This window comes from Mesorhizobium sp. USDA 3734 (genome assembly GCF_056279665.1).
In genome coordinates this window covers 2,350,081-2,371,831 of record NZ_JBWCCW010000001.1, presented here as the reverse complement: position 1 = coordinate 2,371,831, position 21,751 = coordinate 2,350,081, and the positions used below count along the sequence as shown (strand labels likewise).

Here is a 21,751-nt window from a genome sequence, read left to right as displayed (position 1 = left end):
CAGACCCTAGGATGACGACATCGGAGACTAAAGCGGCACCACTTTGCCGTCGGCCAGCGTCACCCGCCGGTCCATGCGCGATGCCAGTTCGTGATTGTGGGTGGCGATCAGCGCGGCGAGGCCCGATTGCTTGACCAGTGCGCCCAGCGCGTCGAACACATAGGAGGCAGTGACCGGGTCGAGGTTGCCGGTCGGCTCGTCGGCCAAAAGCACCAGTGGCGCATTGGCAACCGCGCGTGCAATGGCGACGCGCTGCTGCTCGCCGCCGGAGAGCTCGGATGGCCGGTGCGACGCGCGCTTGCCGATCTGCATGTAGTCGAGCAGCTGCGCCGCGCGCTCGGATGCCTCCTTGCGGCTCAGCCCCTTGATGAGCTGCGGCATCATGATGTTTTCCAGCGCCGTGAACTCCGGCAGCAGGTGATGGAACTGATAGACGAAGCCGACATCGTTGCGGCGGATCGCCGTGCGTTCGTCGTCGGAGAGCCGCCCGCAGGCCCGGCCGGCCAGGATGACGTCGCCGGCGTCGGGACGCTCCAGCAGGCCGGCAGTGTGCAAGAGGGTCGACTTGCCGGTGCCGGACGGCGCCACCAGCGCCACCATCTCGCCGCGCTTCAGCGCGAAATCGGCGCCATTGAGAATGGTGAGCTTGCGCGGCCCCTGGACATAGTGCCGCTCGACGCTCTTCAGCTCGATAATGACCTCGGCCACTACTCGTACCTCAAGGCTTCGACAGGATCGAGACGCGCGGCCCGCCATGCCGGAAACACCGTTGCCAGGAACGACAGCCCGAGCGCCATCAGGATGACATAGGTCGTCTCGCGCGGATCCATCTTCGCCGGCAGCTGGCTGAGGAAATAGAGTTCCGGGTTGAACAGCACCTTGCCGGTCATCCACGAGAAGAACTGGCGGATGGATTCGATGTTGGTGCAGATCAGCACGCCGAGCAACACACCGGCGAGCGTGCCCGTCACGCCGATCGCCGCACCCGTCATCAGGAAGATGCGCAGGATGGCGCCGCGCGACGCCCCCATGGTGCGCAGGATGGCGATGTCGTGCCCCTTGTCCTTCACCAGCATGATCAGGCCGGAGATGATGTTGAGCGCCGCCACCAGCACGATCAGCGTCAGGATCATGAACATGACATTGCGCTCGACCTGCAGGGCTGAGAAGAAGGTCTCGTTGCGCTGGCGCCAGTCGACCATGTCGATCGGCCGCTGCGCCGCCGCCTCCACCTTCGGTTTCAGCGCGTCGACATCGTCGGGATTGTCGACATAGATCTCGATCGTCTGCGCCCGGCCGTCCATGTTGAAATAGAGCTGCGCCTCGGAGAACGGCATGTAGACGATGGAAGTGTCATATTCGGACATGCCGACTTCGAAGATCGCCGAGATCTTGTAGCCCTTCATGCGCGGCGTCGTGCCAATCGGGGTCACGTCGCCGTCGGGCGAGATCAAGGTGATGGTGTCACCAAGCGTCAGGCCGAGATTCTCGGCCATGCGCTTGCCGATGGCGACGCCCTCGCCGCTGTCGAAATCGGCAATCGAGCCCTGCTTGATGTTGCTGGCGACGATGGCGATCTTGCTGAGATCCTCACCGCGGATGCCGCGCACCAGCGCACCGGTGCCGCCGCCGACATTGCCTTGCGCCAGCACCTGGCCGTCGATCAGCGGGATGGCGTATTTGACGCCTGATACACCATTGATGCGGCCGGCGACCTGCGCGTAGTCCTCCAGCGGCGAATCGAGCGGCTGCACGATCAGATGGCCATTGACGCCTAGGATGCGCGTCAAAAGCTCCGCCCTGAAGCCGTTCATGACCGCCATCACCACGATCAGCGTGGCGACGCCCAGCATGATGCCGAGGAAGGAGATCGAGGCGATCACCGAGATCACCGTCTCCTTGCGCCGCGAGCGCAGATAGCGCCACGCGACCATGCGCTCGAAGATGGAAAAGGGTCCGGCGCCCGCCGACCGTGCCGCCACCGCCTCGCTCATGCAGCGACACCGAAGCGCTTCTTCGCGTCCGCGATCGGCAGCGTCTCGCGCTCGCCGGTCTTGCGATTCTTGATCTCGATCTCGCCAGCAGCGACACCACGCGGCCCGACGATCACTTGCCATGGCAGGCCGATCAGATCGGCGGTGGCGAACTTGCCGCCGGGCCGCTGGTCGGTGTCGTCGTAGAGCACGTCCTTGCCGGCGGCGACGAAAGCGGCATGCAGCTCGTCGCAGACGCGGTCGCACTCGGCGTCGCCCGCCTTCATGTTGATCAGCCCGATGTCGAACGGCGCCACGGCTTCCGGCCAGATGATGCCGTTGTCGTCATGGCTGGCCTCGATGATCGCCGCGACCAGGCGCGACGGACCGATGCCGTAGGAGCCGCCGGAGACGAAATGATCCTTGCCGTCGGGCCCGGTCACCTTGGCGCCCATGGGCTTCGAATATTTGTCACCGAAATGGAAGATGTGGCCAACCTCGATGCCGCGCGCCGAAACCTTGTCGGTCTCGCCGATCTTTTCCCACGCCGCCTCGTCATGCATCTCGTCGGTGGCGGCGTAGGGCGTCGTCCACGTCTTGACGATATCGGCGATCTCGCCGTCATTGGCAAAGTCGGTATTGGCCCCGGGCACATCGAGCGAAAGATAGTCGCGATGGCAGAAGACCTGGCTTTCGCCGGTGTCGGCGAGGATGATGAATTCATGGCTGAGATCGCCGCCGATCGGCCCGGTGTCGGCCCGCATCGGTATAGCCTGCAGCCCCATGCGCGTAAAAGTCCTGAGATAGGACACGAACATCCTGTTGTAGGCCGCCTTGGCGCCCTCGAAGTCGAGGTCGAAGGAATAGGCGTCCTTCATCAGGAATTCTCTGCTGCGCATGACGCCGAAGCGCGGCCGCACTTCGTCGCGGAACTTCCACTGGATATGGTAGAGATTGAGCGGCAGGTCCTTGTAGGACTTCACATAGGCGCGGACGATCTCGGTGACCACTTCCTCGTTGGTCGGGCCGTAGAGCATGTCGCGGTCCTGCCGGTCCTTGATGCGCAGCATCTCCTTGCCGTAGTCGTCATAGCGGCCGCTTTCGCGCCACAGATCGGCCGACTGGATGGTCGGCATCAGGATTTCCAGCGCGCCGGCGCGATTCTGCTCCTCGCGGATGATGCGGCAGACCTTGTCCAGCACCCGCTTGCCGAGCGGCAGCCACGAAAAACTGCCCTGCCCCTGCTGGCGGATCATGCCGGCGCGCAGCATCAGCCGGTGCGAGACGATTTCAGCCTCGCGCGGATTTTCTTTGAGGATAGGCAGGAAATAGCGCGACAAACGCATGGACAGGTCCGTGAGTGAGGATGGCCGCGCCAGAATCGACGCGACGCAGGCTTGCTTGACCCGGCTTCATAGCCATTTCATGGCGCAATGGGAACCCGGCGAAGGCGGCACATCGATGCCTTCGCGCCCGCAATCCATTCAGTTCCTGCATCTTGTCGCGCCGGCTTGCTTGCACTGACAAGCCGTGGGAGTCTGTCAGACGGGGGTGGATTGGGTCATTGCGGTTTTACCTGGCAGTCATCCTGGCGGTCTTTTTCGTCTCGGCGGTCCATGCCGAGCGGCGGGTCGCGCTCATCCTGGCGGCCGACGACTACCGGAATCTGCGTCCGCTGAAAAACGCGGTGAACGACAGCCGCACGATCGAAACCGCGCTGAAAAAGCTGGGCTTCGACGTCACAACCGAAGCGAACCGTGACTTGAAGCGTATGCGCCGCGCGCTGGAGGACTTTCGCGACGACGCAACCGGCGCGGATGTCGCGCTGATCTATTTCTCTGGTCATGGCGTCGAGATCGCGGGCGACAACCGGCTTCTGCCGGTCGATGCCGATCCGTCTTCGTTGGATCGATTGAAGGCCACAACCCTTCAGCTTGAAGAGGTACGCGAGACGGTGACCGCGGTCGGCAAGATCGGCCTCGTGGTGCTCGATGCTTGCCGCGACAACCCTTTTGGTCAATCCGGAGACGGTCAATCTGGTGAAGGACGCGGCGTGGTGTCCATTGCGCCGGAGGTGAAAGCCGGAGCCAGGCCGGGCCTCGGACGCATGGGGCGGGCGGAAAACGTGCTGTTCGCCTTCTCCGCGGCGCCCGGGCAGACCGCCTCCGACGGTGCATCAGGCAACTCCGAGTTTTCCGCCGCTTTGGCCAGGTTCCTGCCCACGGACGGCCTGGAAATACGCTCCGTGCTGACGCTGGTGCAGCAGCAGGTCTACGATCTGTCGCGTGGCAAACAGCTTCCCTATGTCGAAAGCGGCTTGCCGCAACTCTTCTTCGCCGCGCAGGCCAGCAAGGACGCCCTGCCCGAGCGCGATCGGCTGCTGCTCGCCATGGCTGATGTCACGCCGGACCTGCGCGTCGAGGTCGAGGCGGTGGCGGCCAACGCCGACATGCCGCTGGCACCGCTATACGCCGCCCTTATCACCTCCGACGGCAAGGCGATGGGACCAGGGCAACGCCAGCAGAAACTCCGGGAAGCGGCCGACGCTTTCACAAAGGTCCGGGCCGATTTGCGCAACTTCGCCTCCTCCGATCCGCAAGTGACGGCGCTGCGCCAACAGGCCGAGGCGCAATTGGCGCTCGGCTCGTTCGACGAGGCACGCGAACTGCTTGGCAAGGCGGCGGATATAGACGGCAAGTCGCGCGACGATCTGAAAACCCGATTCATCGAGCGTACGCTATCGGAGGCAACGACACATTATCTCGCCGGCGGCGCCTCGCGGGCGCAATTGCGCTACGACCTCGCCATCGACGACTACCGCAAGGCCGTAGCACTCTACGCTGATGTCGAAGGTTTCCACATACCCGACGACGCGCACTACCAGCAGACACTGTCCTGGGAGTTTATCGGCACGCTGGAAACGACCGTCGGCAATTTGCAGGAAGCCGGCAAAGCCTATGATTCGATGGTCCGGTCCGCCGAGAAACGCGCGGCCGCCGAGCCCGACAAGGTTGACCACCAGCGCGACCTTGCCGTGGCGCAGAACAAGGTTGCCGACGTCAAGAAGGCGATGGGCGATACCGCCGGCGCGATCGCGCTTTACCAGCAGGCTCTCGCCACAATGAAGGCGATCCTCGAAAAGGAGCCTACGCTTGGCTATCTGCGCGACTACGCCGTCTGCTTCAACCGCATCGGCGACGCCATGCGGACTTCGGGCGACGGACCTGGCGCGCTGGCGAACTACCGTTCGGCACTCAAGGTGGCCGAATTCCTGGTCGAGAAAGCGCCTGATAATGACGGCTTTCGGCGCGACCTTTCCGTCAGCCATTCCAAGGTCGGGCTGGCGCTCAGGCTGACCAACGACCTCGAAGGCTCGATCGCCGAATATGAAGTGTCCTTGCAGATCACCGAGGCACTGGCGAAGAAGACGCCGGACGACGCCGAACTGCAGCGCGACATCACCGTCAGCCTCACCGCTATCGGCGACCTGCAGCGGCTTACCGGGCACAACGAAAAGGCTTTCGAACCCTACCAGCGCAGCGTCGATATCGCGCAGAAGCTGGTGGCGCGGGATCCCGGCAACACGCTATGGCGGCGTGACCTCGAGCTTGCGCTGGGCAAGGTGGCCGACGCCCGTGCCGAGGCTGGCGACCTCGACGGAGCGATCTCCGACCGCCGTTCAGGGCAGGCGATCGCGGAATACCTGGCTGAACTCGACCCCGACAACGCCGAATGGCAGCGCGACATTGCGGTTGGCCACAACCGGATCGGCGACATGCTGATGAGCAGGGGGGACAAAATCGGCGCGGCAGCCGAGTACCAAGCCGGTTTCGTGATCGCCAACGCGCAGTCCCGAGCCGATCCGGGCAACGCACAGCGCATGGTCGATGCCGCCTACAGCCGCTATAAGCTGGCAGTGGCCGGGGTTGACCCGTCGGCAAATCTCAAGGCCGCGCTGGCGATGCTGATCGGCCTGAAATCGGAGGGACGCTTGCCGGGTGCCAACGAAGGCTGGATCGGCATGGTCGAGAAAGCAATGGCTGAGGCCGGCCTCGTAAAATAGGGCCCAGCCGAAGGCGCGAGAGAGCCCAACATCTTCGGGCGCGGCTCGCTAATTCTTTACGCGCGACAATTCAGAAGGGTGGGTAAAGGCTCCGCTGGTCCTGCTGGACGTTTCGAAAGCAAAGCCTGCCACACTATTGTGCAGTGCAGCACGAGAATGCCTGTTTCGAGGCAAAATTCTTCGTGACATTTTCATTCGCGTTAGGCTAATGTGCCTCGATAACCGAGAGGGCAGAAAAAAATCTGCTCTCCTACGCGGTCAAAGTCTTGGGAGGATGCGATCTAGGCGCGGTAACTCGCTGCCGCCGGAAACCGGAAACAGATCGGACGCGTTTAAATTGCAAGGCCTTGTGCCTTGCATTTTTTTTGTGCAATCACCTGCTTAGCGCAACGCGTTGCCAAACCACCTTACCTTGCGTCAGCACCCCCCGACCACAAAACGTTACGGCATTCCTGTCCGAAACCCGGACAGTCTATTTGGCTGGCGTCTGGCCAAAATCCGGCACGATGTGCGGGATGTCGTTGAGGCTGTATCCCAAGCCGTGCGTCAGACCATAGAAAATGCCCATCAGGATCGCGGTGGCGACGGTGGTGCGGATCACGGCGCGCAGCATGTGGGGGCCGCGCGGCGCGCTTGGAACCGTGCCCAGCGTCACATCATGATCGTCGTCCTGCGTCTTCACGCTGAACGGCAGCACGGCAAACAGCACCACCCACCAGGTCGCGAAAAACAGGGCGGTGAACGAAACCCAGCTCATGATTGCTCCAGCTCGATCAGCGTACCGAAGAAATCCTTCGGATGCAGGAACAGCACCGGCTTGCCATGGGCGCCGATCTTCGGGTTGCCGTCGCCCAGCACGCGGGCGCCTGCCACCTTGAGCTGATCGCGCGCGGCCAGGATGTCATCGACCTCGTAGCAAAGATGATGCATGCCGCCGGAAGGATTCTTCTCCAGGAAGGCGGCGATCGGCGACCCCTCGCCCAAAGGCTCCAGAAGTTCGATCTTGGTGTTGCCGACATTGACGAACACCACCGTCACGCCATGCTCCGGCAGCGCCTGCGGCTCCATCACTTCGGCGCCCAGCGTGTTGCGATAGGCTGCGACGGCTGCCGTCAGGTCCGGCACGGCAAGCGCGACATGGTTCAGACGTCCGAGCATAGGTTTTTCCTCATGGCAGCAAGGTAGGACAGTAGGGGAAAAGCTGACCGTGCCTCGTATCGAAATCCCTACTGCCCTACTGCCTTACTGCCCTACTCCCTTTCGTCACCTTGTGACGAACACCGTCACAAGCGGCTTCTTGCCCCAGGCTTCGTTGGCGGCGCCGCGCACGGCGCGCCGTACTGCTTCTTGCACCAGGTCGAGGTCTTTTCGGCGCTGACGGGGGATCGAGTCCACCGCGCCGATTGCCGCATCGATCATCAGATCTTCGAGCGTCTCGCCACGGCCATCGGCCTCGGCGACGCCGATGGCGACCAGATCGGGGTCACCGGCAAGCTCATATTTGTCGTCGAGCACGACATTGACCGAGACATGGCCGGCAAAGGAAAGTTTGCGCCGGTCGCGGATGCCCATCGCCTGATCGGTGCCGATCAGTCTGCCATCCTTGTAGACGCGGCCGAACGGCACCTGGTCGATGATGGTGGCAGGGCCGGGAGCGAGCCGCAGCATGTCGCCGTCGCGCACCTGCGCCACCTGGCCGATGCCCGACGTCGACATCAGCGACCCCTGCGCCACCAGATGCGCCGCCTCGCCATGCACGGGAACGCCGATCTGCGGGCGCACCCATTCATACATCTTGCGCAATTCGCTGCGCCGCGGATGGCCGGAGACATGCACCAGCGCGTCGCCGTCCTCGATGATCTTGACGCCGAGATCGATGAGGCGGTTCTTGATCTCGAGGATCGCCTTCTCGTTGCCCGGAATGGTGCGCGAGGAAAACACCACCGTGTCGCCGGCCGTCAGCGACACCGACTTCATCTCTTCGCGCGACAGCTTGGCCAGTGCGGCAAGCGGCTCGCCCTGGCTGCCGGTGCAGATGATGACCAGGTTTTCGCGCGGAATGAAGCCAAAATCCTCCTCGGCGATGAACTCCGGCAGACCGTCCATGTAGCCGAGTTCGCCAGCCACATCGATGACCCGCTTCAGCGAGCGGCCGAGCACCAGGCACTGGCGACCGGCATCGCGTGCCGCCCTGGCGATGGAGACGATGCGTCCGACATTGGAGGAAAACGTGGTCACGGCGACGCGGCCCTTGGCAGCCTGGATGACGCCCTTGAGGCCCTCGCCGACGGCCACTTCAGAAGGCGACTCGCCCTCGCGCAGCGCATTGGTCGAATCGCAGATCAGCGCCAGAACGCCCTTGTCGCCATAGGCGCGGAAACGCGCCTCGTCGGTCTTCGGCCCGATCGTCGGCTCCGGATCGATCTTCCAGTCACCAGTGTGGATGACGGTGCCGGCCGGCGAGGTGATCGCCAGCGACATCGGTTCGGGAATCGAGTGCGCGACCGGAATGGCTTCGATCTCGAAGGGGCCGACGGTGAATTTCTCCCCCGCTTTGTAGATCGTGACCGGTATTTTCGGCGCGCCCTGTTCGCCTTGCCGCTTGGCTTCGAGCAAGCCGGCGCTGAACGGCGTCATCCAGACCGGCGCCTTCAGCTTCGGCCAGGTGTCGAGCAGCGCGCCATAATGGTCCTCATGCGCATGCGTGATGATGATGCCGCGCAGATTGGCGAGGTTCTCCTCGATGAAGCGCGTGTCGGGCAGCACCAGATCGACGCCAGGCAGGCTGGCGTCGGGGAAGGTCACACCGACATCGATGACAATCCATTCGCGCGCACTGGGCGGGCCGTAGCCGTAAAGAGCGAAGTTCATGCCGATCTCGCCGACGCCGCCAAGCGGCACGAAGACGAGTTCAGCGTTTTCGGCTTTCGCCATGATTTTTTCCTTCCTGGCCCTCAGGCCAAGCCGTTGAAGCAATTCCAGGAAAAGCGTGTAACGGTTTTCCGTCCAGAATTGCTCAGAAACAAATAGTTAGAGCCGTCCACTGTTTCTGTCGAAACAATGAGCCGCCCTAAACCCGAGCCGACGCCACCGCGCCGAAATGCACGTCGCCGGCGGCGATCGTCAGAACCGAACCTTCATCGTCGCGGATCACGAAACGGCAGTCTTCGTCAATGGTTTCAAACACCCCACGCACCACATTACCGTCAATCCTGACAGCAACCTCGCCGCCGAGCCCCGCCGCGCGAGCCAACCACCGTCGCCTGACGGCGGCAAGTCCGCGCCCCTCATCCCACAACCGGGCATTCTCGCTCCAGGCGTCCGACAGCGCCAGGAACAGCGTTTCCGCATCGCATGCCGCACCCAGTGCGCGCAACGATGTTGCCGGATAAGGCAAATTCTCGGGATAAGCCACAACATTGACGCCGATGCCGACCGCCACCGCGAAACGGCCGCCTTCCAGGATCGCCGATTCCAGCAGGATGCCAGCCAGCTTGGCGCCCGAGGCAAGCACATCATTCGGCCATTTCAGCTCGAAACGGTTTTTGCCTTCGCTGCCACCGTCGAGGCCGATGGCAATCCGGCCCTTCGGCACCACGGCATCAAGCGCATCCGCCAGCGCCAGTCCTGCGACGAAGCCCAGCGTTGCGGCAAGGCGAAGCTCTGCCTTGGTGATGACGAGCAGCGTCGCCGCGAGGTTGCCTTCGGGGGTCGCCCAGACACGGCCGCGCCGGCCACGCCCGCTTTCCTGCTTCTTGGAAACGACCCACAATTTGCCGGCGTCGCCTGCCCTTGCATGATCCAGCGCCAGCGCATTGGTGGAGCCGACACTGTCATGCGCCTCGAGCCGGAACCCTTCCGACGCCGAGGTTGGAGCCAGCCGAAATGCCATGCCGTCTAGAAAAACGTCTTGGCTGCGGCTTCGGCATAGGTGCCGATCGGCCCGCCGATCAGCACATAAAACAGCACGAAAGCGCCGGAGACGCCGAGCACGACACGCAATTCTGTCGCCATCGGCACGAAGCCACCGACCGGTTCGTCGAACCACATGATCTTGATGATGCGCAAATAGTAATAGGCGCCCACCACCGAGGCCAGCACGCCGATGATCGCCAGCGCGTAGAGATTGGCGTTGATGGCGGCGAGGAAGACGTACCACTTCCCCCAGAAGCCGGCGAGCGGCGGGATGCCTGCCAGCGAGAACATCAGGATGGTCAGGATCGTCGCCATGATCGGATTGGTCGACGACAGGCCGGCCAGATCGCTGATCTGCTCGACATTGCCTTCCTTGCGCCGCATGGCGAGGATGAAGGCGAAGGTGCCGAGCGTCATCACCAGATAGATCAGCATGTAGATGGCAACGCCGCGCACGCCGGCCTGGCTGTTGGCGGCAAGGCCGACCAGCGCGTAGCCCATATGGCCGATCGAGGAATAGGCCATCAGTCGCTTGATGTTGGTCTGGCCGATGGCCGCGAAGGCGCCCAGCGCCATCGAGGCGATCGAGATGAAGACGATGATCTGCTGCCAGTCGGAGGCGATCGGCTTGAACGCGCCCATGGTGACGCGCACCATCAGCGCCATCGCCGCCATCTTGGGTGCGGCCGCCAGGAAGGCCGTCACCGGCGTCGGTGCACCCTCATAGACGTCCGGCGTCCACATGTGGAACGGCACCGCCGAGATCTTGAAGGCAAGGCCAGCCAGCACGAAGACGAGACCGAAGACGAGGCCAAGCTGGCGCTCGCCGCTGCCCAGCGCCGAAGCGATCTCCTGGAAGCCGGTGTTGCCGGTGTAGCCATAGACCAGGCTGATGCCATAGAGCAGCATGCCTGACGACAGCGCGCCGAGCACGAAGTACTTCAGGCCCGCCTCGGTCGAACGCAGATTGTCGCGATTGATCGCGCACAGCACGTAGATGGCCAGCGACTGCAGCTCGAGGCCGAGATAGAGCCCGATCATGCTGTTGGCCGAGATCATCAGCATCATGCCGAGTGTGCTGAGCAGCACCAGCACCGGATATTCGAACTTGTCGAAATGCTCCGCCCTGGCGAAGCGCATCGACATCGCCAGCGTCACCGCCGAACCCACCAGCGCCAGCACCTTCATGAAGCGGGCAAAGGAATCCTGGATGAAGGCATTGCCATAGGCGCTGCCCTGCCCGGTTTGGAAGATCAGCCAGGCGCCCGCGACCACCAGCACAGCGACGGCAAGGCCGGTCACCGTGTTGGCGGTGTTGGCGCGCGAATAGGCGCCGACCATCAGCAGCGCCAGCGCGCCGACGGCAAGGATCAGCTCTGGCGTCGAGAGCGACAGGCTGGAGAGAAGGTCCGGCGTCATGGTTCGCAAAACCCTTGGGTTAATTCGCCGCCGCGGTCTGCGCGGCGCCGATGGATGCAGTGACATTGGTGACGAGCGACTTGACCGATTCGGCCGTCGCGTCGAAGACCGGTGCGGGATAGACACCGAAGAAGATGACCAGCACGACCAGCGGGTAGATGATCACCTTCTCGCGCGGCGACAGGTCGAGCAGGCCCTTCAGGCTGTCCTTGGTCAGCGCGCCGAAGATCACCCGGCGATAGAGCCAGAGCGCGTAGGCGGCCGACAGGATGACACCCGTGGCGGCGAAGAACGCCACCCATGTGTTGACCCGGAACACGCCGAGCATGGTCAGGAATTCGCCGACGAATCCGCTGGTTCCGGGCAGGCCGACATTGGCCATGGTGAAGATCAGGAACACCGTGGCGTATTTCGGCATGTTGTTGACCAGGCCGCCATAGGCCGCGATTTCGCGTGTGTGCATGCGGTCATAGATGACGCCGACGCACAGGAACAGCGCGCCGGAAACCAGGCCGTGGCTGAGCATCTGGAAGATGGCGCCCTGCACGCCTTCCTGGTTCATGGCGAAGATGCCCATGGTGACGAAGCCCATATGGGCGACCGACGAATAGGCGATCAGCTTCTTCATGTCGTCCTGCATCAGCGCCACCAGCGAGGTGTAGATGATGGCGACGACCGAGAGCGCGAAGATCAGCGGCGCGAACATTTCGGACGCCAGCGGGAACATCGGCAAGGAGAAACGCAGGAAGCCGTACCCGCCCATCTTCAAGAGGATGGCGGCCAGGATCACCGAGCCTGCCGTTGGCGCCTCGACGTGCGCATCGGGCAACCAGGTGTGCACCGGCCACATCGGCATCTTCACCGCGAAAGAGGCGAAGAAGGCAAGCCATAGCCATGTCTGCATGTTGGCCGGGAAATTGTGCGTCAGCAGCGTCGGGATGTCGGTCGTGCCGGACTGGTAGAACATCGCCATGATGGCGAGCAGCATCAGCACCGAGCCGGCGAGCGTGTAGAGGAAGAACTTGAACGAGGCATAGACGCGCCGCTTGCCGCCCCAGACGCCGATGATGATGAACATCGGGATCAGGCCGGCTTCGAAGAAGACGTAGAACAGCACGATATCGAGTGCGCAGAACACGCCGATCATCAGCGTTTCGAGCAGCAGGAAGGCGATCATGTAGGCCTTGACGCGCTTCTCGATCGATTCCCACGACGCCAGGATGCAGAGCGGCATCAGGAAGGTCGTCAGGATGACGAACAGCATGGAAATGCCGTCGACGCCCATATGATAGGAAATCCCGGAGTCGAGCCAGGCAACCTTCTCGACGAACTGGAAGCCGGCCTGCGAATTGTCGAAGCCGGTCCAGATGAACACCGAGATGATGAACGTGAACGTCGTCGTCAACAGCGCGATGGCGCGGATGTTGCGGCGTGCATTTTCGCTGTCATCGTTGATGAACAGGATAAGCAGCACACCAACCAACGGCAGGAAGGTGACCAGCGAGAGGATTGGCCATGCGGTCATCAGAGCATCATCCAGGTGACGAGTGCGGCAACGCCGATCAGCATGGCGAAGGCATAATGGTAGAGATAGCCGGTCTGCAGCTTGACGACGCGGTTGGTGACATCGACGACGCGCGCCGAAATGCCATCCGGGCCAAGACCATCGATGATGGTGCCGTCGCCGGTCTTCCACAGGAAATGGCCGAGGCGCTTGGCGGGCCGCACGAACAGGAAATCGTAGAGCTCGTCGAAATACCACTTGTTGAGCAGGAAGGCGTAGAGCCCGCGATGGTGCGCTGCCAGATTGACCGGCATTTCCGGCGAGCGGATGTAGAATTTCCAGGCCAGCGCGAAGCCGATCAGCATGGCGATGAAGGGCGACAGCTCGACCCACAGCGGCAATTCGTGGATCTCGTGCAGGATGTGATTGTCCGGCAGCGTGAACAGCGATGCCTTCCAGAACTCGGCATAGCCCTCGCCGATGAAGGCGCCGTGGAAGATGATGCCGGCAAACAGTGCGCCTGCCGCCAGGATGAACAGCGGCACCAGCATCACCGGCGGCGATTCATGAACATGGTGCATCACCTCGTGGCTGGCCCGCGGCTCGCCGTGGAAGGTCATGAAGATCAGCCGCCAGGAATAGAAGGAGGTGAAGCAGGCGGCGATGACCAAAAGCACGAAAGCCAAGCCGGCAACCGAATTGTGGCCGGCAAAGGCGCTTTCGATGATGGCGTCCTTGGAGAAGAAGCCGGCGGTGCCGATGACCGTCACCGGGATGCCGACGCCGGTCAGCGCCAGCGTGCCGATGACCATCATCCAGTAGGTGGTCGGGATCAGCTTGCGCAGGCCGCCCATCTTGCGCATGTCCTGCTCGTCGGAGACGGCATGGATGACCGAGCCCGAACCGAGGAACAGCAGCGCCTTGAAGAAGGCATGCGTGAACAGATGGAAGATCGCCGCGCCATAAGCGCCGACGCCGAGCGCCACGAACATGTAGCCGAGCTGCGAACAGGTCGAATAGGCGATGACGCGCTTGATGTCGTTCTGCACGAGACCGACCGTCGCGGCGAAAAAGGCGGTGAAGGCGCCGATCAAGGTCACGACCGTCAGCGCCGAATGCGACAGTTCGAACAGCGGCGACAGCCGCGCCAGCATGAACACACCGGCCGTCACCATGGTGGCGGCATGGATGAGTGCGGAAACCGGCGTCGGGCCTTCCATGGCGTCCGGCAGCCAGGTGTGCAGCGGCACCTGCGCCGACTTGCCCATGGCGCCCATGAACAAGAGCAGGCAGACGACCGTCATGGCCGCCTGCTTGTCCAGCGCATAGCCAAGGAAGGTCAGCACGGCGCCGCCCTGTGGCGCACCTTCGGCCGGAATGAACGTTGCCGCATTGGCGAAGATGGTGCCGAGATTGACCGAGCCGAACAGCACGAACAGGCCAAAAATGCCGAGCGCGAAACCGAAATCGCCGACGCGGTTGACGACGAAGGCCTTGATTGCCGCGGCATTGGCCGACGGCTTCTTGTACCAGAAGCCGATCAGCAGATAGGAGGCGAGGCCCACCCCTTCCCAGCCGAAGAACATCTGCACCAGATTGTCTGATGTCACCAGCATCAGCATGGCGAAGGTGAACAGCGACAAATAGGCAAAGAAGCGCGGCCGGTTCGGATCGTGGTGCATGTAGCCGATCGAATAGATGTGAACCAGCGCCGACACGGTGTTGACCACCACCAGCATCACCACCGTCAGCGTGTCGATCCGCAGCGCCCAGGACGCTTCCAGTCCGCCTGACTGGATCCAGCGCATCACCGGCACGGTGAACACCTCGCCATGGCCGAAACCGACGGTGAAGAAAGCGACCCACGACAGCACCGCCGCGATCACCAGGAAACCGGAGGTGATGTATTCGGACGCCTTGGCGCCGAGCGACGTGCCGAACAGGCCGACGATCAGGAAGCCGAGCAGGGGAAGGAAGACGATGGCCTGATACATGGTGGTTCCGTCAACCCTTCATCATGTTCACGTCTTCGACCGCGATCGAGCCGCGGTTGCGGAAGAAGACGACAAGAATGGCAAGCCCGATGGCGGCTTCGGCCGCCGCGACCGTCAGCACGAACAGCGCGAACACCTGGCCGACCAGATCGCCGAGCGCTGCCGAAAAGGCGACGAAATTGATGTTGACCGCCAGCAGGATCAGCTCGACCGACATCAGGATGACGATGACGTTCTTGCGGTTCAGGAAGATGCCGAACACGCCAAGCGTGAACAGGATCGCCGATACGGTCAGATAATGCGCGATGCCGACAACCATCTCAGAGTCCCTCGCCTGTCTTGACCTTGCGGATTTCCATGCCGGTCGCCGGCGTGCGGCCGACCTGGGCTGCGATCGACTGCCGCTTGACGCCTGGTTTGTGGCGCAGCGTCAGCACGATGGCGCCGATCATGGCGACCAGCAAAACGAGGCCCGAAATCTGGAAGTAGTAGAGGTAGTCGGTATAGAGGATGTCGCCGAGCGCGGCCGTGTTGGTCCGCGTGGCAAGATCCGGAATGGGCTTGGAGACCGTCGAGGCGAGCTGCGGCGCAAATGTGTAGCCGCCCAGCACGACGATCAGCTCCGCCGCCAGGATCAGCCCGACCAGCGCGCCGATCGGTGCATATTGCAGGGCGCCTTCCTTCATCTCGGCGAAATCGACGTCGAGCATCATGACGACGAACAGGAACAGCACCATCACCGCGCCGACATAGACGACGAGCAGGATCATTGCCAGGAACTCGGCCCCGGTCAGCATGAACAGGCCGGCGGCGTTGAAGAAGGTCAGGATCAGGAACAGCACCGAATGCACGGGGTTGCGCGACGAAATGACCATGAACGCCGACGCCACCGCGACAAAGGCGAAGAGGTAGAAAAAGGCCGCCTCTAGTCCACTCAACATGGGGTTCCCCCGGGTTCCTGTCCGAAACAGGACGTTCGTCCTGTTCGATTTTTGCGACCGCCTCCGGTCGGCAAGTTGCGTGTTTCCTTAGACGAGGCCCCTCGCCCCGTCCATGCGTCAAATATCAGCGGTACGGCGAGTCCAGCGAGATGTTGCGCGCCAGTTCGCGCTCCCACCGGTCGCCATTCGCCAACAGCTTGTCCTTGTCGTAGTAAAGTTCCTCGCGCGTCTCCGTCGCGAATTCGAAATTCGGCCCCTCGACGATGGCGTCGACCGGGCAGGCTTCCTGGCAGAAGCCGCAATAGATGCACTTCACCATGTCGATGTCGTAACGCACCGTGCGGCGCGTGCCGTCATTGCGGCGCGGACCGGCCTCGATGGTGATGGCCTGCGCCGGGCAGATCGCCTCGCACAGCTTGCAGGCGATGCAGCGTTCCTCGCCATTGGGATAGCGGCGCAAAGCGTGCTCGCCCCGGAAGCGCGGGCTGGTCGGCCCCTTCTCGTGCGGATAGTTGATCGTCTCCTTCGGCGCGAAGAACTGGCGCATCGACAGGAAGAAGGCGCTGACGAAATCCTGCAGCAGCAGCGATTTTGCGGCTTGGGACAGAGCGGACATCACGCAAACCCCGTGATCTTGAGGAAGGCTGCGGTGGCGACCACCATGAACAGCGAGATCGGCAGGAACACTTTCCAGCCGAGCCGCATCAGCTGGTCGTAGCGGTAGCGCGGCACGAAGGCCTTCACCATGGAGATGCCGAAGAACACGAAGCAGACTTTCAGCACGAACCAGATGACACCAGGCACCCAGGTAAACGGCGCGAAGTCGAAGGGCGGCAGCCAGCCGCCAAGGAACAGGATGGTGGCCAGCGCGCACATGAGCACGATGGCGACATACTCGCCGAGGAAGAACAGCAGGAACGGCGTCGACGAATATTCGACCATGTGGCCGGCGACCAGTTCCGATTCGGCTTCCACCAGATCGAAAGGCGGCCGGTTCGTCTCGGCTAGCGCCGAGATGAAGAAGATGATGAACATCGGGAACAGCGCCAGCCAGTTCCAGTCCAGGAAGGTGTTGGGCAGGCCAAGCCGCGTACCAATTCCATCATGCTGCGACAGCACGATATCGCTGAGGTTGAGCGAGCCGGCGGCGAGCAGAACGGTGACGATGACGAAGCCGATCGAGACTTCGTAGGACACCATCTGAGCCGCCGAACGCAGCGCGCCGAGGAACGGATATTTCGAGTTCGAAGCCCAGCCGCCCATGATCACGCCATAGACTTCGAGCGAGGAGATGGCAAAGACATAAAGGATGCCGACATTGACGTTGGCGATCGCCCAGCCCTGGCTGACCGGAATGACCGCCCAGGCCGAGATCGCCAGCACCGCCGAGACCAGCGGCGCCAGCAGGAAAACGCCCTTGTTGGCGCCCGACGGAATGATCGGTTCCTTGAAGACGAATTTCAAGAGATCGGCAAAAGCCTGCAGCGTGCCCCAGGGACCGACGACGTTCGGACCACGGCGCAGCTGCACCGCCGCCCAGATCTTGCGGTCGGCGTAGAGGATGTAGGCGACGAAGATCAAAAGCACGACGATCAGCACGACTGACTTCAAGAGGATCAGCAGCGCCGGCAGCACGTAGAAGGAGAAGAAAGTGTCCATGCTTATTCCGCCGCCTGCTTGAAGCCGCTCTTGGCCAGCGCCGAGCATTCCGCCATCACGGCCGATGCCCGCGCGATCGGGTTGGTCAGGTAGAAGTCCGTCACCGGCGAGGTGAACGTTCCCTTGTTCAGCCGCCCGCCGAGCTTCGCCACCTCAGCGATGTCCTCGGCATTGCCGGCCGCGACCTGATCGATGCGGGCCAGATGCGGGTATTCGCCATAGAGCTTGGCGCGCAGCTGCGGCAGCGAATCGAACGGCAGTTTCTTGCCCAGCACATCTGACAGCGCCCTGAGGATCGCCCAGTCCTCGCGCGCATCGCCCGGCGCGAAGCCGGCGCGGTTGGTCTGCTGTACACGGCCTTCCGTGTTGACATAGGTGGCCGACTTTTCGGTGTAGGCAGCCGCCGGCAGGATGACGTTGGCGCGGTGCGCGCCCTGGTCGCCATGCGTGCCGATATAGACGACGAAGGCGCCGCCGGTCTTGGCCATGTCGATTTCGTCGGCGCCAAGCAGGAACAGCAGCTCCATCTCGCCCAGCATGCCGACGACGCTCTTGCCGCCCTCGCCCGGCACGAAGCCGAGATCGAGACCGCCGACACGTCCGGCCGCATTGTGCAGCACGGCAAAGCCGTTCCAGTCCGCGCGCGCAGCGTTGACGGCGGTGGCGAGCTTGGCCGCCTGGCCGAGCACAGCCGCGCCATCGGCACGCGCCAAAGCGCCCTGGCCGACAATGATCAGCGGATGCGTCGCCTTCTTCAGCGTCTGGAAGAACTTGCCATTGCCGTCCGCCAGATCCTTCAGCGAATCCGGCCCGGCGCCCAGCTGCTCGTAGTCGTAGCGCGTGTCGCCGACATCGCCGATGACGCCGACCGGCAGATTGCCGATCCGCCAGCGCTTGCGGATGCGGGCGTTGAGCACCGAGGCTTCATAGCGCGGGTTGGCGCCGATGATCAGCACCGCGTCGGCCTGCTCGATGCCTTCGATGGTCGGGTTGAAGATGTAGCTGGCGCGCCCGAGCGCCGGATCGAGTGCGGCGCCATCCTGACGGCAATCGGTGTTCTTCGAGCCGAGCGAAGCCATCAGCAGCTTGAGCGCGTAGATTTCTTCAACGGCGGCGAGATCGCCCGAGATGGCGCCGATCTTTTCGGGTGCAGCCTTGGAAGCCGCATCCTTGATCGCGGCAAAGGCCTCGGCCCAGCTGGCGGGAACCAGCTTGCCGTCCTTGCGCACATAGGGGCGGTCGAGGCGCTGCGTGCGCAAGCCGTCCCAGATGAAGCGGGTCTTGTCGGAAATCCACTCCTCGTTCACCGCTTCGTTGACGCGCGGCAGGATGCGCATCACTTCGCGGCCCCGGCTGTCGACGCGGATCGCCGAGCCGACGGCATCCATCACGTCGATGGATTCGGTCTTGGTCAGCTCCCACGGCCGCGCCTGGAAGGCGAAGGGTTTTGAGGTTAGCGCGCCGACCGGGCAAAGGTCGATGACATTGCCCTGCAGCTCAGAGGTCATCGCCTGTTCGAGATAGGTGGTGATCTCGGCGTCCTCGCCGCGGCCGATCAGGCCAAGCTCGGAAATGCCGGCGACTTCCGTGGTGAAGCGGACGCAGCGCGTGCAATGGATGCAGCGGTTCATCACCGTCTTGACCAGCGGTCCGATGTATTTGTCTTCGACCGCGCGCTTGTTCTCGTGATAGCGCGAGGAATCGACGCCAAAGGCCATCGCCTGGTCCTGCAGGTCGCATTCGCCGCCCTGGTCGCAGATCGGGCAATCCAGCGGATGGTTGATCAGCAGGAACTCCATCACGCCTTCCCTGGCCTTCTTGACCATCGGCGTGTTGGTGAAGATTTCCGGCGCCTCGCCATTCGGCCCTGGACGCAGGTCACGCACGTTCATGGCGCAGGAAGCCTGCGGCTTGGGCGGCCCGCCCTTCACCTCGATCAGGCACATGCGGCAATTGCCGGCGATCGACAGCCGCTCATGGAAGCAGAAGCGCGGCACTTCCGCGCCAGCGTCTTCCGCCGCCTGCAGCAGCGTATAGTGGTCGGGTACAGTGATCTCTTTCCCGTCGACCTTGAGCTTTGCCATTCGCCTCAAACCCCTGCGGAGTTCCCGCAATCTCTTTTTCCGGGCACGGTCGAAACCGGACCCGGCACTTCATTCACTTCTTGACGGCGAGTGCCGCCGCTTGGGCTGTCCAATCGTCGCGGCCGATGCGGCCGGAGAGCGACAGGTAATCCTCGACCCAGGCAACCTCTTGCGGCGTCCATGCCGCGATCTGCGCATACGTCCAGATGCCCAGGCCGTTGAGAACCTTTTCCAGCTTGGGTCCGATGCCCGATATGGCTTTGAGATCCGCCGGCTTCGCCGGCTTCTCCATGGCCCCGGGCTGCCTGAAATCCTCGGGCATCAGCACATTGGCGGCGTCGCCTTCTACCGGACCGGCATTTGCCACCGGCGCCGTGGTGGCGGCTTCCTTGGCGGCAATATCGGTGACTTCCTGCGCGAAGGACTGCGCCTCGGCGATCATGGTTTTCGCCGTCGCCCGTGCCTTGGTGGAGGAAGAGTTCGGGTCGTCGAACTGCGCGACGCGCGCCTCGAAATCATCGACGATCGGCTGCAGCAGCCGCTGCGAAGCTTCGGCCGCTCCCGAAAGCGCGCCCAGCCAGACGCCGAAAGCGTGGTTGGCGAGCCCGAGGCCGAGCGCCGACATCGCCGCCGCACCCGCCACGGGGTGCACGAGAAGGTTGACGGCGCTGGCCATCTCCTTCGGCATCATCCTGGTCAGGTCCTGGTTCATCTTCTCGATCTGGTCCAAATTGGGCATCAGCGGGTTGGGTGTCGAATACGGCGCCATAGAGTTCTCCTGGTCGTTTGTTCGTTCGCCCGCCCCGGTTGTCTCAGATCGGGCACTTGCCCGTATTTCAAATCGGGCACTTGCCCGTATTTCGCTCGGACTTTCGCCCGCATTCACAAAGTCGTCTATTCCGCCGCCACCATCACCGGTTCGGCCCGGTGCGCGTTGCGCGAAAACTCGTCGATGCGTCGCTCCACCTCGCCGCGGAAATGCCGCATCAGGCCCTGGATCGGCCATGCCGCGGCGTCTCCCAGCGCGCAGATCGTGTGACCCTCGACCTGCTTGGTGACGTCGAGCAGCATGTCGATCTCGCGCTTCTGCGCCTCGCCGCGCACCAGCCGCTCCATCACCCGCCACATCCAGCCGGTGCCTTCGCGGCACGGCGTGCACTGGCCGCAGCTCTCATGCTTGTAGAAATAAGAAAGCCGCGCGATGGCCTTAACGATATCGGTCGACTTGTCCATGACGATGACAGCCGCCGTGCCAAGGCCGGATTTGAGGTCGCGCAGCGCGTCGAAATCCATCGGCGTGTCGATGATCTGCTCGGCCGGCACCAGCGGCACCGAAGCGCCGCCCGGAATGACCGCCAGCAGGTTGTCCCAGCCGCCGCGAATGCCGCCGCAATGCGTCTCGATCAGCTCGCGGAACGGGATCGACATCGCCTCTTCGACCGTGCACGGATTGTTGACGTGGCCGGAGATGCAGAACAGCTTCGTGCCGACATTGTTGGGTCGGCCGAAGGACGAGAACCAGGCGGCGCCGCGGCGCAGGATGGTCGGCGCAACGGCGATCGATTCGACATTGTTGACGGTGGTCGGGCAGCCATAGAGGCCGACATTGGCCGGGAATGGCGGCTTCAGCCTGGGCTGGCCCTTCTTGCCTTCGAGGCTTTCGAGGAGTGCTGTCTCCTCGCCGCAGATATAGGCGCCGGCGCCGTGATGCATGTAGATGTCGAAGTCGTAGCCCGACGTGTTGTTCTTGCCGATCAGCTTGGCCTCATAGGCCTCCTCGATCGCCCGCTGCAGCGCCTCGCGCTCGCGGATGAACTCGCCGCGCACATAGATGTAGGCCGCAATCGCGCCCATAGCGAAACCGGCAAGCAGCGCACCTTCGACCAGCGTGTGCGGGTCATTGCGCAGGATGTCGCGGTCCTTGCAGGTGCCGGGCTCGGATTCGTCGGCATTGATGACCAGATAGCTCGGCCGGCCGTCGCTCTGCTTGGGCATGAACGACCATTTGAGTCCGGTCGGGAAGCCGGCGCCGCCACGGCCGCGCAGGCCCGACGCCTTCATCTCGTTGACGATCCACTCGCGCCCCTTGGCGACGATGCCGGGCGTGTTGTCCCACGCGCCGCGCGCCATCGCGCCGGCCAGCGACTTGTCGAACAGGCCGTAGATGTTGGTGAATATGCGGTCTTTGTCCTGAAGCAT

Annotated in this window: 18 protein-coding genes; 1 reads left to right on the top strand and 17 read right to left on the bottom strand. The window is 63.0% G+C overall.

Features of this window, described 5'->3' with window-relative positions:
• Positions 1-27: 27 nt before the first annotated feature.
• From ACZ89F_RS11295 to proS, 3 genes are read right to left on the bottom strand one after another with little or no spacing between them, the layout of a single operon-like run.
• Entirely contained in the window at positions 28-756 is a 729-nt protein-coding gene (locus tag ACZ89F_RS11295; RefSeq protein WP_476091901.1) for an ABC transporter ATP-binding protein, read from the bottom strand.
• Positions 708-1,994: a lipoprotein-releasing ABC transporter permease subunit gene (locus ACZ89F_RS11290; protein ID WP_476091899.1), complete on the bottom strand. Its 1,287-nt coding sequence runs from the start codon at positions 1,992-1,994 to the stop codon at positions 708-710. Before ACZ89F_RS11290 ends, ACZ89F_RS11295 begins: the two co-directional genes overlap by 49 nt.
• Positions 1,991-3,319: a proline--tRNA ligase gene (gene proS / locus ACZ89F_RS11285; protein WP_476091897.1), complete on the bottom strand. Its 1,329-nt coding sequence runs from the start codon at positions 3,317-3,319 to the stop codon at positions 1,991-1,993. Before proS ends, ACZ89F_RS11290 begins: the two co-directional genes overlap by 4 nt.
• A gap of 218 nt (positions 3,320-3,537) precedes the next feature.
• Here proS and ACZ89F_RS11280 point away from each other — a divergent pair, with 218 nt between their 5' ends.
• Positions 3,538-6,036, top strand: coding sequence for a caspase family protein (locus ACZ89F_RS11280; RefSeq protein WP_476091895.1), 2,499 nt, complete (start codon positions 3,538-3,540; stop codon positions 6,034-6,036).
• A 472-nt stretch (positions 6,037-6,508) separates the two neighbouring features.
• Here ACZ89F_RS11280 and ACZ89F_RS11275 read toward each other — a convergent pair whose 3' ends face one another.
• The 14 genes from ACZ89F_RS11275 to nuoF form a co-directional block, all read right to left on the bottom strand.
• The gene (locus tag ACZ89F_RS11275) at positions 6,509-6,793 is read right to left on the bottom strand and encodes a DUF1467 family protein (RefSeq protein WP_056596715.1); all 285 of its coding nucleotides are present in this window, start codon (positions 6,791-6,793) and stop codon (positions 6,509-6,511) included.
• Entirely contained in the window at positions 6,790-7,194 is a 405-nt protein-coding gene (mce, locus tag ACZ89F_RS11270; RefSeq protein WP_476091893.1) for a methylmalonyl-CoA epimerase, read from the bottom strand. Before mce ends, ACZ89F_RS11275 begins: the two co-directional genes overlap by 4 nt.
• Positions 7,195-7,299: 105 nt before the next feature.
• On the bottom strand, positions 7,300-8,970 hold the full coding sequence (locus ACZ89F_RS11265; protein WP_476091891.1) for a ribonuclease J: 1,671 nt from the start codon (positions 8,968-8,970) through the stop codon (positions 7,300-7,302).
• Positions 8,971-9,106: 136 nt separating this feature from the next.
• Complete coding sequence (locus ACZ89F_RS11260; protein ID WP_476091889.1) at positions 9,107-9,928, bottom strand: biotin--[acetyl-CoA-carboxylase] ligase; 822 nt, start codon at positions 9,926-9,928, stop codon at positions 9,107-9,109.
• 5 nt (positions 9,929-9,933) lie between these two features.
• Positions 9,934-11,370 (bottom strand): NADH-quinone oxidoreductase subunit NuoN, encoded by a 1,437-nt coding sequence (nuoN, locus tag ACZ89F_RS11255; RefSeq protein WP_476091887.1) that lies wholly within the window; start codon positions 11,368-11,370, stop codon positions 9,934-9,936.
• Positions 11,371-11,389: 19 nt separating this feature from the next.
• Positions 11,390-12,895, bottom strand: coding sequence for an NADH-quinone oxidoreductase subunit M (locus ACZ89F_RS11250; protein ID WP_476091885.1), 1,506 nt, complete (start codon positions 12,893-12,895; stop codon positions 11,390-11,392).
• Positions 12,895-14,868, bottom strand: a complete 1,974-nt coding sequence (gene nuoL / locus ACZ89F_RS11245) for an NADH-quinone oxidoreductase subunit L (protein WP_476091883.1) — start codon at positions 14,866-14,868, stop codon at positions 12,895-12,897. Before nuoL ends, ACZ89F_RS11250 begins: the two co-directional genes overlap by 1 nt.
• Positions 14,869-14,878: 10 nt before the next feature.
• Positions 14,879-15,187, bottom strand: coding sequence for an NADH-quinone oxidoreductase subunit NuoK (gene nuoK / locus ACZ89F_RS11240; protein ID WP_019858930.1), 309 nt, complete (start codon positions 15,185-15,187; stop codon positions 14,879-14,881).
• A gap of 1 nt (position 15,188) precedes the next feature.
• Positions 15,189-15,809 carry an NADH-quinone oxidoreductase subunit J gene (locus tag ACZ89F_RS11235; RefSeq protein WP_127267204.1) on the bottom strand — a complete coding sequence of 207 codons (621 nt, stop codon included), beginning with the start codon at positions 15,807-15,809 and terminating at the stop codon, positions 15,189-15,191.
• 124 nt (positions 15,810-15,933) lie between these two features.
• Positions 15,934-16,425 (bottom strand): NADH-quinone oxidoreductase subunit NuoI, encoded by a 492-nt coding sequence (nuoI, locus tag ACZ89F_RS11230; RefSeq protein WP_023812382.1) that lies wholly within the window; start codon positions 16,423-16,425, stop codon positions 15,934-15,936.
• Entirely contained in the window at positions 16,425-17,468 is a 1,044-nt protein-coding gene (gene nuoH, locus ACZ89F_RS11225) for an NADH-quinone oxidoreductase subunit NuoH (RefSeq protein WP_476091881.1), read from the bottom strand. The genes nuoI and nuoH overlap by 1 nt, the downstream gene beginning before the upstream one ends.
• Before the next feature lie 2 nt (positions 17,469-17,470).
• Positions 17,471-19,552 (bottom strand): NADH-quinone oxidoreductase subunit NuoG, encoded by a 2,082-nt coding sequence (nuoG, locus tag ACZ89F_RS11220; RefSeq protein WP_476091879.1) that lies wholly within the window; start codon positions 19,550-19,552, stop codon positions 17,471-17,473.
• Positions 19,553-19,625: 73 nt separating this feature from the next.
• On the bottom strand, positions 19,626-20,321 hold the full coding sequence (locus tag ACZ89F_RS11215; RefSeq protein WP_476091877.1) for an NADH-ubiquinone dehydrogenase: 696 nt from the start codon (positions 20,319-20,321) through the stop codon (positions 19,626-19,628).
• A 125-nt stretch (positions 20,322-20,446) separates the two neighbouring features.
• On the bottom strand, positions 20,447-21,751 hold the full coding sequence (gene nuoF, locus ACZ89F_RS11210; RefSeq protein WP_292182636.1) for an NADH-quinone oxidoreductase subunit NuoF: 1,305 nt from the start codon (positions 21,749-21,751) through the stop codon (positions 20,447-20,449).